General features: G+C 65.2%; 9 protein-coding genes. 8 read left to right on the forward strand and 1 reads right to left on the reverse strand.

Annotated elements, in window-relative coordinates:
• Nucleotides 1-136: 136 nt before the first annotated feature.
• The 3 genes from GFS60_RS09615 to GFS60_RS09625 all read left to right on the forward strand — a co-directional run bounded on the left by GFS60_RS09615 (nt 137) and on the right by GFS60_RS09625 (nt 6,144).
• Complete coding sequence (locus tag GFS60_RS09615; protein WP_159920736.1) at nt 137-3,433, forward strand: protein kinase domain-containing protein; 3,297 nt, start codon at nt 137-139, stop codon at nt 3,431-3,433.
• A gap of 369 nt (nt 3,434-3,802) precedes the next feature.
• The gene (locus GFS60_RS09620) at nt 3,803-4,984 is read left to right on the forward strand and encodes a thiolase family protein (protein ID WP_159920738.1); all 1,182 of its coding nucleotides are present in this window, start codon (nt 3,803-3,805) and stop codon (nt 4,982-4,984) included.
• 11 nt (nt 4,985-4,995) lie between these two features.
• The gene (locus GFS60_RS09625; protein ID WP_159920740.1) at nt 4,996-6,144 is read left to right on the forward strand and encodes an acyl-CoA dehydrogenase family protein; all 1,149 of its coding nucleotides are present in this window, start codon (nt 4,996-4,998) and stop codon (nt 6,142-6,144) included.
• Here the strand turns inward: GFS60_RS09625 and GFS60_RS09630 are convergent.
• Nucleotides 6,125-7,603, reverse strand: coding sequence for a flavin-containing monooxygenase (locus GFS60_RS09630; protein WP_159920742.1), 1,479 nt, complete (start codon nt 7,601-7,603; stop codon nt 6,125-6,127). The two genes, GFS60_RS09625 and GFS60_RS09630, sit on opposite strands and share 20 nt — an antisense overlap.
• Nucleotides 7,604-7,768: 165 nt before the next feature.
• On the opposite strand from GFS60_RS09630, the gene GFS60_RS09635 reads away from it, so the two are divergent.
• The 5 genes from GFS60_RS09635 (at nt 7,769) to GFS60_RS09655 (ending at nt 13,556) form a co-directional block, all read left to right on the forward strand.
• Nucleotides 7,769-8,368: a TetR/AcrR family transcriptional regulator gene (locus GFS60_RS09635; protein WP_159920744.1), complete on the forward strand. Its 600-nt coding sequence runs from the start codon at nt 7,769-7,771 to the stop codon at nt 8,366-8,368.
• A gap of 153 nt (nt 8,369-8,521) precedes the next feature.
• Nucleotides 8,522-9,199: a serine protease gene (locus GFS60_RS09640; RefSeq protein ID WP_159920746.1), complete on the forward strand. Its 678-nt coding sequence runs from the start codon at nt 8,522-8,524 to the stop codon at nt 9,197-9,199.
• 27 nt (nt 9,200-9,226) lie between these two features.
• Nucleotides 9,227-10,162, forward strand: coding sequence for a LysR substrate-binding domain-containing protein (locus GFS60_RS09645; RefSeq protein ID WP_159920748.1), 936 nt, complete (start codon nt 9,227-9,229; stop codon nt 10,160-10,162).
• 132 nt (nt 10,163-10,294) lie between these two features.
• Nucleotides 10,295-11,608: an MFS transporter gene (locus GFS60_RS09650; protein ID WP_159920750.1), complete on the forward strand. Its 1,314-nt coding sequence runs from the start codon at nt 10,295-10,297 to the stop codon at nt 11,606-11,608.
• A gap of 1 nt (nt 11,609) precedes the next feature.
• On the forward strand, nt 11,610-13,556 hold the full coding sequence (locus GFS60_RS09655; RefSeq protein WP_159920752.1) for an FAD-dependent monooxygenase: 1,947 nt from the start codon (nt 11,610-11,612) through the stop codon (nt 13,554-13,556).
• The last annotated feature ends 108 nt before the right edge of the window (nt 13,557-13,664 follow it).

Genomic DNA, 13,664 nt, shown 5'->3' on the forward strand with positions numbered 1-13,664 from the left:
CTGGAACAACCAAAAAGGCGCACGGGCGCGAAGCGCGAGGTCACCACTTCCAAACAGCACAGACAAACCTCGGTCGAGTGCGGTGCAGTCATCTCTTGCGCGATATCGTGAGACTGCAGCGTTAGAGGTGAAGTGGATGAACGATCCGCGCGAGACACAGCGCGACGTGACCGTAACTGTCGCGTCGGAGCTCGAGGTTGTCGGATTCGAAGACGGGCAGGAGATCGGCCGCGGCGGATTCGGCGTCGTTTACCGCTGCGTGCAGCCGGCCCTCGACCGGACCGTCGCCGTGAAGGTCTTGACGGCCGACTTCGACGAAGAAAACCGTGCCCGCTTCCTCCGTGAGCAGCGCGCGATGGGCCGACTGACAGGTCATCCGAACATCGTCAGTATCCTCCAAGTCGGCACTACCGCCAGTGGTCGTCCGTACATCGTGATGCCCTACCATCCGCAGGAGTCACTGGAAGCCGCAATCCGAAGTCATGGCGCCCTCAACCTTGCGGAAGCACTGCGTCTCGGCGTGAAGATGGCGGGCGCCCTCGAAACTGCCCACCACCTTCACATACTTCACCGCGACGTGAAACCGGCCAACATCCTGCTCACCGACTACGGTGAGCCAGCGCTGACGGACTTCGGAATCGCTCGAATCTCGGGGGGCTTCGAAACGGCAACCGGCACGGTCACGGCGTCACCCGCCTTCACTGCACCGGAAGTCTTACGCGGAGACCCGCCCACCCTCGCCTCGGACATCTACAGTCTCGGAGCGACCCTCTTCTGCGCGATCACCGGGCACGCAGCATTCGAACGCCACAGTGGAGAACAGGTCGTCGCGCAGTTCCTGAGAATCACAACCCAGCCTGTGCCGGACCTGCGCGAGCACGGTATTCCGGATGCCGTTTGCGCGGTCATCGAACGTGCAATGGCAAGTGATCCCACGCACCGCCCGCAATCAGCTGCGGTATTCGGCGAAGGGATCCGAGACCTGCAGCATCAACTGGCCTACCCAATCGACGACATGGCTCTGCAAGGGAAACCCGAGGCCGCGAAGAACAGGAAGACACCCGATAACCAAGATGCCGGGGACCACAAGAAGCCACACCCTCGGACGCCGTCACGGCATGCGAACGGGAATTTGCCACTGGAGCTCACGAGCTTCGTCGGTCGGCGCAAAGAACTGGCCGAAGTAAAGAAGCTGCTCTCGACAGCGCGCCTAGTCACCTTGGCCGGGATCGGGGGCGTAGGCAAAACCCGGCTTGCATTACGAGCTGCCGCCGAGGCGCGACGCGCATTTGCCGACGGCGTATGGCTGGTCGAACTCGGGGAACTGCGAGATGAGTCGTTACTCGCTGATGTGGTGGCCAACGCGTTGGAACTGAGGGACCAGTCCACACGCCCCGTACAAGACCTACTGATCGACTTCGTCGCCGCACGGAGACTTCTACTCATCCTCGATAACTGTGAGCAAGTCGTGGATGCCGCAGCTACCCTCGTCGAGACGCTGCTGCGCGCATGCCCGGGACTGCACGTACTCGCGACCAGCCGGGAGATCCTCGACATCAGTGGTGAAGCTGTGCTCCGAGTCCCTCCCCTTACCGTTCCCAACGCACAGCACGACCCGCTGCTGCGTGGGCTGCCCCGCTACGACGCGGTGACCTTATTTGCCCAGCGCGCCGCAGCCGCCGACTCGACCTTCGAATTGACCGAAGACAATCGGATCGCGGTCGCCAAAATCTGTCAGCACCTCGATGGGTTGCCCCTGCCTCTCGAGCTGGCCGCCGCACGTCTCCGTGCCATGTCAGTGGACCAAGTACTGGAGCGCCTGACAGACAAGTACGAGATACTGTCGAGATCGGGCAGAGACGTGCCGACGCGCCAGCAGACGCTACGACTATGCGTTGATTGGAGCTATGAACTCTGCTCACCTCGCGAACAAGTGGCGTGGGCACGACTATCAGTGTTCGCCGGCTCATTCGAACTCGATGCGGCAGAACAAATCTGCGGACACATCGCCGAGTCCAATGCACTGATCGATACAATCGCCTCGCTGGTCGACAAGTCGATTCTCATATCTGAGTCCCTCGCCTCGGTGGTCAGATTTCGATTGCTCGAAACACTACGCGACTACGGACGCGAGAAGCTGCACGCTGCAGGCGAATACACGGAATTGTCGGTCAGGCACTGCGATTGGTACCGTCAGCTGGCAATCGACGCAGAAACGGACTGGATCAGTCCACGACAAGTCGGTTGGATCTCCCGACTCGACCGAGAACGCCCCAATCTGCGCGCAGCAATGGAATTCAGTCTGTCCGACGCCGGTGACCCCGACGTAGGACTCAGGATCGCCACCGCCCTGTTCATGTTCTGGTCATCGGGCGGCCTCTTCAACGAAGGCCGACACTGGCTGGACCGCCTACTTGCACACCAAACTGGACTACCGACGGCGGACCGCGTCAAGGCGCTGTACGCAAACAGCGTACTCGCCGAAGTGCAGGGTGACCTGCCGGCGAGCAACGCGCTTATCGAAGAGGGCCAGGCCATGGCCAACCAGCTGACAGACCCTATGGCGCACGCACTCATTGCACACGCCGAGGGACTCCTCGCACTATTCAACGGCGATCAAGACCGCGCTTGCTCATTGCTCGAACGTGCGGTGCCGGCATTCGGTGACCAGGTAGAACTCACGCTTCAGGTCGGCGCTACTTACACACTCGGATGGGCATACGAACTGCGCGGTGATACCCGACGAGCGATCGAGTGTTACGAACGAGTTCTCGCGACCACCACATCGCATGGTGAATCCGTCTACAGGTCCTACGCGCTATGGGCACTAGGCGTGGCGGTGTGGCGGCATGGCGAAAGCGCAAGAGCCACGAGCCTACTCGAAGAGGGGTTGCAACTAGCCCACGAGGTAGACGACCCACTCACTGCCGCAACTTGCCTGGAAGCGCTCGCATGGATTGCCGAAAGCAACCGCGACCCCGGACGAGCTGTCACACTCATGGCGGCCGCAGAATCGCTAGTTCAATCGGTTGGAAGCTCGACTGTCATTTTTCCCAACTTGAGCCACTATCACGACAATTGCGTAAGTATGGCCCGCCGTGACCTGGGTGAGCGAAGTTTCAATTCCGCCAACCAGGAAGGTAAAAATCTCGACTTCGCCGCTGCGGTAGCATACGCGCTCGGAAAGCGTCCTCCTCAGCATGAGCCAACCACTTCGGCAGTCGCACTGACGAAGCGGGAGCGGCGAGTTGCTGGCCTGGTTGCGCAAGGTATGACGAACAAAGCTATAGCCGAAAAGCTGGTCATTTCGCAGCGCACGGCCCAGGGGCACGTCGAGCACGTACTTGCCAAACTCGGCTTCACTTCGCGCGCTCAAATCGCCGCCTGGGTGGTGGAACAGGGGCAGGATCGAACGGAGCACCCCACCGTATAGAAATCGGGAGTCTGTCGCAGGAGGTCAGCAGGAGGCGGGGCAAGTCGCGGGCCCCGACTCGGCACTGGACGAATGGGACGCCCTGCACCTGCGCCCCGTGCCGGGCGATCGTTGCCTGTGGCGCCTAGCGATGGGTGAACTCCGGCGTGCGCTTCTCCGAGCGCTCCCGCATACTTGCCGCGCAAACGACGCGCTGGGCGTTGCCGGTGGTCAGCCAGTATAAAGGCGACGAAGTTCGTCGACGCGGTGGGTTCGCCGTGCTCGCCGCGGAGGGGAATCCCACAGGTCACTCGACACCCGTTTCGAGGGGCGCGCTACTTTGATGTCCTACTATCTCCCCGGACCGGGAGCAAGACGGAAGGGCATCTGATGAATTCTTCTGAACCGATCGTGGTAATCGACGGCGCGCGGACGCCGGTCGGCAGCTTCGGTGGCACGCTCGCCGGCGTGCCCGCGCACGAGTTGGGTGCGACCGCGGCGCGGGCCGCGTTGGGGCGGGCCGGGGTCGCCGGTGAGGACATCGACGAGGTCGTCATGGGCTGCATCGGTCAGGTGGGCCCGGACGCCTACAACGCCCGCCGGGTCGCGCTGGCCGCCGGACTTCCCGAGAGCACCCCCGCCTACACGGTCAACCGGCTGTGCGGGTCCGGTCTGCAGGCGGTGTGGTCGGCGGCGCAGCAGATGCGCTGGGGTGGGGTGGACTTCGCCCTCGCCGGCGGTGACGAGAGCATGTCGCGGATGCCGTTCTACGATTTCGGTGCCCGGTCGGGGTACAAGCTCGGTGACCGTTCGCTCGTCGACGGCACCGTCGCGATTCTCACCGACCCGTTCGGTGGTGTCCACATGGGCCGCACCGCCGAGGCCGTCGCCCGCAAGTACGACGTCAGCCGGCAGCAGCAGGACGAGTTCGCTGTCGAGTCCCAGCGCCGCGCCGCCACCGACGCCGCGAAGGCCGCGTTCGCCGAGGAGATCACCCCGGTCGCGATCAGCGGGCGCCGTCCGATCACCGTCGAGGTCGACGAGCACCCCAAGCCCGGCACCACCCTCGAAACCCTCGCGAAGCTGCGTCCGGCGTTCGAGGAGGGCGGCTCGGTGACCGCGGGCAACGCGTCCGGTATCAACGACGGCGCCGCGGCCCTGGTGCTGGCCACCCAGTCCGCCGCCAGCGAGAAGGGCCTGACCGGGCGCGTCACGCTCGAGGCCGTCGCGACCGCGGCGATGGACCCGGCTCTGATGGGGTACGCCCCCGTTCTGGCGCTCCAGAAGCTGTTCGAGCAGACCGGCACCACCCCGGGCGACATCGACGTGATCGAGCTGAACGAGGCGTTCGCCTCGCAGGCGGTCGCGGTGATCCGGGACGCCAAGCTCGACCCGGAAAAGACCAACCCGTACGGCGGGGCGATCGCGCTCGGGCATCCGGTCGGCGCCACCGGCGCCATCCTGAGCCTGCGGGTCGCCAAGGACCTGGTCCGCCGTGACCTCGAGCTGGGCATCGTCACCATGTGCATCGGCGGGGGACAGGCCCTCGCCGCGCTGTTCCGTCGAGTCTGAGGCGTACGGACATGAAGAAGCACGTCCCGTCGTGGCACGACGACGAAGTAAGGGCCTTGTCCGAGCTCGCGACCGGGTTCTTCGAACGTGAGGTGGTCGCGCACAACGACAAGTGGGACGCGCAACATCGCATCGACCGATCTGTGTGGCACACTGCCGGTCAGCTCGGGCTGTTGTGCTGTTCCGTGCCCGAGGAATACGGCGGCGGTGGGGGCACGTTCGCCCACGACCTTGCCGTGTTCGAGGCCCAGGGTTACGCCGGTGACCTCGCGTTCGGCATCTCGGTGCACTCCGGCATCGTCGCGCACTACCTCGTCGCGTACGGCTCGGAAGCGCAGAAGAAGGCGTGGCTGCCGGGCATGGCGACCGGGGAAATCCTCGGTGCGATCGGCATGACGGAGCCGGGCGCCGGTTCCGACTTGAAGGCGATCAAAACCACGGCCATCCGTGACGGCGACGACTATGTGATCAACGGTTCGAAGACGTTCATCACCAACGGGGCGTCCGCCGACATGATCGTCCTCGCCGTCAAGACCGATCCGAAGGCCGGCGCCAAGGGTGTGTCGCTGGTGATCGTCGATCTGCGGGACTGTCCCGGCTTCACCGTCGGACGCGTCCTCGACAAGGTGGGCCAGCACAGTGCCGACACGTCGGAGTTGTCCTTCACCGATGTGCGGATACCCGTCGACAATCTGCTCGGTGAGTCTGAGGGGCAGGGCTTCGGGCAGTTGATGGCCCAGTTGGTGCAGGAACGGTTGATCATCGGGGCGCAGGCCTCGGGTGCGATGAAGCGTGCGGTCGAAGACACCGTGGCGTACACGAAGTCGCGGCAGGCGTTCGGTCACAGCTTGTTCGAGTTCCAGAACACTGCGTTCGAGCTTGCCGAATGCCAGACCATCGCGCGCACCTGCCAGGTGTTTCTCGACCACTGCATCGAGGCGCATCTGCGTGGTGAACTCGACCCGTCCGAGGCGGCAATGGTCAAGTACTGGCTCACCGAGAAACAGTGCGAGGTGATCGACCGCTGCGTTCAATTGCACGGTGGCTACGGTTACATGCGCGAGTATCTCATCGCCCGCATGTACGAGGACGCCCGCGTCCAGAAGATCTACGCGGGCGCCAACGAGGTGATGAAGGGCATCATCGCGAAGTCGCTGTAACCGCAGGTTCGCACGTCACCTCGTACGCCGCCTCGTCGAAACGGCCGAGGCGGCGGCGCATTCGATCGGTCGACCACGGCCAGTTGAAGCTGTTGCGCCCGTTGACGTCCAGGAAGTAGCTCTGGCACCCACCCGCGTTGTAGACGGTGGTGGCCAGAGCCTTTTGCACCTGCGCGTTGAAGGCGTCCTGCACCTCTCGGCGCGGTTCCCACCGGCTCCACCCCCTGCTGCGGGCGTGTGTGAGCGCCTGCAGCACGTAGTCGAGTTGCGCCTCGAGGATCATGAATGCCGAGGTGTGGCCGGTGCCCAGCGCGGGTCCCAGCAGGACGAAGGCGTTGGGGAAGCCCGCGACGGTGGTGCCCAGATACGCCTGAGGGCTGCCCTTCCAGTGATCGTCGAGGCTGCGGCCCTCGCCGTCGAAAACCCGCGCCCCGATCGGCATGTCGAGAATGTGGAAGCCGGTGCCGAAGACGATGGCGTCCACCTCCCGTTCCTCGCCGTCGGTGCCCACCACCACGTTCCCACGCACCGACGCAACGGCATTGGCATGCACCTCCACGTTCGGCTGCGTCAGCGCCGGATAGTACGAGTTCGACATCAGCAGGCGCTTGCACCCGAGCGTGTAATCGGGCGTCAGGGACGCTCGGAGTTCGCGATCACGCACCTGGGCCAGCAACTGTGCCTTACCGATCTGCTGTACCACCTTCAGAATCCAGGGGTGCCGGAACCCGAGTCCGAGCGACTCCATGATGGTGTACTCGACCCGCCGCAACGCCCGGATCGCGCCGGGAACCCGGCGCAGGACGGCGCGCTCGACGCCGCGCAGTGCGACATCGGGTTTGGGCAGGACCCACTGTGCCGTCCGCTGGTAAAGGTGCAGTTCGGCCACGTGCGGTTGGATCGCGGGAACGAACTGCACCGCGGACGCCCCGGTTCCGACGACGGCCACGCGTCGACCGGTGAGGTCGAAGTCGTGGTTCCAGCGGGACGAGTGGAAGACCTCACCGGGAAAGGTGTCGAGTCCGGGGACGTCGGGGACGAGCGGTTCGTTCCACGGTCCCGCCGCGGCGATGATCGTGTCGGACGTGAAGGTTCCGGCGGTGGTGTCGACCGTCCATCGCCGGGTGTCCTCGTTCCACTGAGCGCGCTGGACTTCGGTTCCGAACTGCACGTGCCCGGGGATTCCGTGGTGGCCGGCCGTCCGCTCGATGTAGCGGCGAATCTCCTCCTGCCCGGCGAACAGGCGAGACCATTCCCTGTTGGGGGCAAAGGAATAGGAGTACAGAGCGGAGGGTACGTCACACGCGCAGCCCGGGTAGGTGTTGTCGCGCCAGGTCCCGCCGAGCGCGTCGCCCTTCTCGAGAATCACGAAATTCTCGATGCCGTTCTGTTTCAGCCGGATCGCCGCTCCGATGCCGGATATGCCGGCGCCGATGACGAGGATGTCGTAGTGCGTCATGCGCGCACTCCCTTCGCGAGTTGAGTTCGAGTGCCACCGACGACCACCAAGCCGCTACTGAGATGTGTGTCACTGGACGTCATACACAGAACCTAGCAGATTTCAGATACCGACGGTATATGAAAAGTTGGATTAATCTCGAAGGCCGCCGAAGAAGGGGTGCACATGGGGCGTTTGACCAGGTCGGAGAGTCAGGCACAGACACGTGCGCACCTCGTGTCCACAGCACGGGACCTCTTTCTGGCCGACGGCTACGCGGGAACGTCGCTCGAAAAGGTCGCCGACGCGGCCGGCTACTCGAAGGGCGCGGTCTACTCCAATTTCAAGAACAAGAAGGAGTTGTGCCTCGAGGTCCTCGGTTTGATCCACGCGACGAAAGGTGCCGAAATCGCGGCTGCGCTCGGCCACGGCGACACCGCGGAAGACCGGCTCGGCGCATTCGAGTCCTGGGCGGAGAACACTCTCGGTGACGTGGGATGGACGATGCTCGAGTTCGAACTGATCGTGCTCTCCCGGCACGATCCGGAGCTGCGCGAGGCGCTCACCGCAACACTCGGCGCCGCGCGCGACATCGCGGTGAACCTCTTGACGTCGTTCACGGAGTCGCTCGGGGTCACGCTGCCGATGCCGGCCGAAGACGCGGCGAGCAGCATCCTCGGTCTCGGCGTGGGCCTGGGCATTCAGCGCGCGATCGATCCGACGATCTCCGCCCGCGTCGTCACCGACAGCCTGCGGGTGTTGCTGGCCACGAGCTCCCCGATGTGAGTGAGACAGTGCGTCCCCCGGCGCACTGTCTCGGAGCTGAACGCCTGTGGTGCAAGGATGCTCGCCGCCGATCGACGCGCCGTCCGGGGCGACGTCGGTTAGGCTGGCCGCGGAGCTTCGGGACCACGCGTCGGCAGGCGGACAGGACTGACCATGAAGAAAGCACTTCTCCTCCTCACCGGGCTGCTGGCTGTCGCCTTCGTGAGTACGCCTGCAGCGCATGCCGACCCGGGTGTCCATGTCGGACCGGGCACCGCATACACGACGAATCCCGACGTCGACGGCTTCTGCACCATCGCGGCCGTCGGGAATGACGATGCCGGCCGTCTCGTCGCCCTGACGATCGGGCACTGCCATCAGCAGGCCGGCACCCCCATCTACAAGATCGGGGAGGCGGACCGCGGACCGATCGGGTGGGAGACCGACATCTGGTCGACGAATCCCGCCGGAACGTTCCATGCGGTGGATTACGCGGTGCTCGAATTGAATCCGGCGGTCGTCGCGCCGAGTAGGTACGGCGAGGGCAGTGACGTCGTCGTGAATAGTGTCGGCGACGCGGAACCCTGGAACATCGCCTGTAAATACGGCCCTACGACCGGCAAGACGTGCGGTGCCCTTGCTGCCTTCGCGGGAATTCACCTGCAGAACTGGGCGCTCATGGGTCCGGGTGATTCGGGTGGGCCGCTCGTCGTGGGCGACAAGCTGGTCGGGATCAGCGCCGGGCTCGACGCTGCCCCGGAAGCGCCGTTCATCTACGGGAAGATCGGTCCCATCCTGGCGGACATCGACGCACAGCAGAGCTTCGGAGCGGGCTTCAGCCCTGTTCGCTGACCGGCGGCGCACGTTACCGTGTCGTTCATGCCCCGGACCGACAACGTTCCCGCGTACACGATGCGCCAGCTGGCGGCGTTGGTGGCTGTCGCGGAAACGGGCACCATCAGCGGTGCTGCCGAGCGGTTACATCTGTCGCAGTCCGCGCTGTCCGCGGCCGTCACCGACCTCGAAAAAGCACTGAAGGCCCAATTGTGCGTCCGCCGCCGCGCCCGCGGGGTGCAGTTGACGCCGACGGGCGAAGCGGTGCTGTCCCGGGCACGCACCCTGTTGCAGCAGGCGGGCGAATTGCAGGCCGACGCGTCGGGTGCGGGAGGTGTGGTGGCCGGCCCTATTGCGGTCGGGTGTTATCCGGCGCTCGGGCCGACGATTCTGCCGGCCATGCTCTACTCGTTCACCGCCGAGTATCCGAGGGCTTCCGTCGAGTTCCGGGAAGACACGCAGAACCGGCTCCGCACCGAACTCGAAGGCGGCGAACTCGACGTCGCCATCGTGTACGACCTCGAGCTGTCGCCCGAGTGGCGCACCGTTCCCCTGATGACCCGTGAGCCGATGGTGGTGCTCGGGGCCGAACACCCGCTTGCAGGCGTAGACGGACCGGTGCGACTGGCGGACTTGGCTGAGCACCCGATGGTCCTGCTGGACGCGCCGCCGAGCACCCATCACGCGATGGACGTCTGCCGGGGCGCTGGGTTCGCCCCGCGCGTGGCCTACCGCACCGCCAACTTCGAAACGGCCCGTGCCTTCGTGGGGCGTGGGCTTGGATGGACGCTGCTGCTCCAGCGACCCCGGGTGGACGTGACCTATGAAGGCCTGCCCGTTGTGGTGAAACCGATCGCCGAACCGAAGCCGCCGTCGGTGACCGTGGTGGTCGCCTGGCATCAGGGGGCGACGCTGAGCCGGGCAGCGCGAGCATTCATCCGGTTCGTTTCCACCAATGCCGGCGACGCCGATCCCGCCTGAGCTGGGCCTCTTCCACCTTCCGCGGATTTTCCGCACATGAACCGGGGATAGTCCCGCTTTTCAAGGGCTTGTGAGGCGCGTCATTGTTTTCCTAGCGCGATGAGTGTGCGCGGCAGACGGGAAGGCAGATTCATGACGGCAATCACCGAGGCGGCACCGACGGTGTCTCCCAAGGAAGCTCGCAGGGCGGTCCTGTCGAGCTTCGTCGGCACCGCGATCGAGTGGTACGACTTCTTCATCTACGGCACTGCCGCCGCCCTGGTGATCGGACCCCAGTTCTTTCCCGGCGCCTCGACGTTCGCCGGCACACTGGCCGCGTTCGCCACCTTTGCCGTGGGTTTCATCGCCCGGCCGATCGGTGGCGTCGTCATGGGCCACTTCGGTGACCGGATCGGCCGCAAGTCCATGCTGGTGTTGTCGCTGACGATGATGGGCGCCGCGACCGTCGGCATCGGGTTGCTGCCCAACTTCGAGGCGATCGGTGTGGCCGCCCCCATCCTGCTGGTGGTGTTGCGGTTCGTCCAGGGCATCGGCGTCGGCGGCGAGTGGGGCGGGGCCGTCCTCATGGCCACCGAGAACGCGCCTGCCGGCAAGCGCGGACTGTATGGCGCCGCGCCGCAGATGGGCGTACCCGCCGGGGTGATCATGGCCAACGTCGTGTTCCTCGCCGTCACTCAACTCTTGCCGGACGATTCGTTCCAGACATGGGGGTGGCGGTTGCCGTTCCTGATGAGCGCGGTACTGGTCGGAGTCGCGATGTGGATCCGCCTGGGCGTGCTCGAGAGTCCCGCCTTCACCGAGGTGAAGAAGACCGACGCCGTCGTCAAGATGCCGATCGTCGAGGTTCTGACCAAGAATTGGCGGACCGTCCTGCTGGCGGCCGGCACGTTCATCGCGACCAACGGCATCGCCTACGTCTTCATGGTCTACGTCCTCACCTACGGCACCACAGAACTCGGCTTCAGCCGCGGAACGATGCTCACCTTGTTGATCGTGGCGTGCCCCGTGTGGATGGCGGGAATGGCGATCTCGGCCGCAAAATCCGACACCTTCGGTCGTAGGCGCGTCTACACCTGGAGTTCGGTGGCGCTCGTCGTCATGGCGGCGGTGTTCTTCCCGCTGATCGACACGGCATCGATTCCGGTGATGCTGCTCGCCATGGTCGTGATGGCCGCGGTTCTGGGCACCACCGCCGGCCCGCAGTCGGCATTGTTCGCCGAACTGTTCCCCGCGCACATCCGGTACAGCGGGGCGTCGCTCGGCTACCAGATCGGCGCGATCCTGGGCGGCGGGCTGGCGCCGTTCATGGCGACGTGGCTGTTCCAGGTGTTCGAGAACTCGATGGCCGTCACCGCGTACTTCGTCGTGATCGCGGTCGTCAGTCTGGTCGCCATTCTGCTGTTGCCGGAGACGAACGATGTTCGCGACGAAGAGAAGGTTTCCTGACATGTCCACTTATTTCCAACCCCCGAAGTACCCGGCGACCGACTTCACGTCGATGACCACGGGTGACGAGCCACTGCCCGTCGTCGTGGTAGGCGCCGGGCCGGTGGGCATGGGCGTCGCGCTCGGACTCGCGCAGCGCGGAATCGCGGTAACGGTCCTCGAGTCTGCCGACCAGGTGTCGTTCGGTAGCCGCGCCATCTGCATCTCCCGGCACAGCCTCGAGGTGGCGGCCCGACTCGGCGTCGGACCCGAACTCGAGAAGATCGTTCTTCCATGGGTCGGCGGTCGCAGCTACTACCGCGACCAGGAGGTGCTGCACTTCCAGATGCCGCACAGCGAGCACGATGTGCGGGGACCGATGGTCAACGTCTCGCAGTCCGAGATCGAGCAGATCATGACAGAGGCTTTGCTCGCGCATCCGCTGATCACGCTGCACTGGTCGGCGCGCGTCGTGGGCGTCGCGCGGACGGGCAGGGAAGTGACGCTCGACATCGATACCGCCTTCGGCGCGCGGACGCTCCGTGCCTGCTGGGTCGTCGCCGCGGACGGTGGCCGAAGTCGGATGCGCGAGTTGGCAGGACTTCGTTTGCAGGGCAACAGCTATGAGGGAAGCTACGTGATCGCCGACATCCACTGGGAGTCGAAGCTGCCTGCCGAGCGGATGGTGTGGTTCGATCCGCCGAGCAATCCCGGGTCCACGATCATCATGCACCAGCAGCCGCGGGACATCTGGCGCATCGACTACCAGCTCGATGCTTCGGACGACGCCGAACTCGAAACCCAGGAACAACGGATCCGCGACCGCATCACCCGGCACCTCGAGTGGCTCGAGAGCGACGTGCCGTGGACCCTCGAATGGCACGGTTTCTACCGAGCGCACGCGCTCGCATTGGAAAGTTTCACGCACGACCGGATCTTGTTCGCGGGTGACGCCGCCCATTTGGTGCCGATCTTCGGTGTGCGCGGGTTGAACTCCGGAATGGAAGACGCGGAGACCCTGGCCTGGCAACTTGCCGCCGTCGTGCACGGAACCGCCGACGAGGTGCTGCTGCAAGCGTATTCGACGGAACGCCGGGGGGCGTGGCAGCAGAACATCGACAACGCCGGCAAGTCGACGCTCATCATGTCGCCGGGGAGTCACGGCTACCGGACCACCCGCGACGCAGTGCTGGCGCTGGCAACCACGCGTCCGGAGTTCGCTCACCTGATCAACCCGCGACAGTCCAGCGCCACGCACGCACACCTGTCGCCGTTGACCTGGCCGGTGGCCCAGGGCACGACCGGAGTGCTGCCCGGCGACCCGATGGAGGATCGGCGGGTGCGCGTCGTCACGACGAGCGGCACGGTGGAGTCGTCATTGAACGAGGTACGCGGAACGGGATTCGCCGTGCTCGGCTTCGGACTCGACGCCGCAGCAGCAGACGTGATCGCGGCTCACGCCGCCGCCCTCGCCATGGCGCTGTCGCCCGAATCGGTGCGGGCGATCGTGGTTCCTCCCGCCGGTGTCGAGGTGGACCCGGTCACCGACCTGACGGTGCTCGACGACGGTGACGGTGTGCTCTCGCGGGCCCTCGGCGCGTCCGAGGGGGAGTTGTTCGTGATCCGCCCGGACGGGCTCGTCCTGTGCCGGTTCCGCGATGTGTCGCTGCTCGGGCAGATCCACGGGCACCTGCGGTCCGCAACCGCGCCGACCTCCGGTGTCGTCCCCGCTCATACCGAGGCCGGTGCGACACCGGAGGAACTGGTACGCGAGAACGTGTGGATGGGACTGTCGGAGGCACTCGACCAGGCGGACGAGACGGACCGCGAAGGTTTCCTCATCCGGCTCGCGATGCTGCTCGGATCGCAGTCGGCCCGGCGCGAGTTCGAGGAAGCGCTCGCTGCCGCATCGGCTGTGAGCAGCAAGGTACGTCACAGTGCGTCGAAACACTCCGTGGTGGACGCTTAGCCCGGCGCGCCGGCGTCGGCGTGGTTCGCCGAGGCGCGGGATGCGGCTCGCGCGCTCGGGTGATACCGCTGGGCGGGTAGTTGCACGTATGGTGAGGGAAGAACGCCG

Origin of the sequence: Rhodococcus sp. WAY2, assembly GCF_009859915.1 — a bacterium.
Lineage (GTDB): Bacteria > Actinomycetota > Actinomycetes > Mycobacteriales > Mycobacteriaceae > Rhodococcus_F > Rhodococcus_F oxybenzonivorans.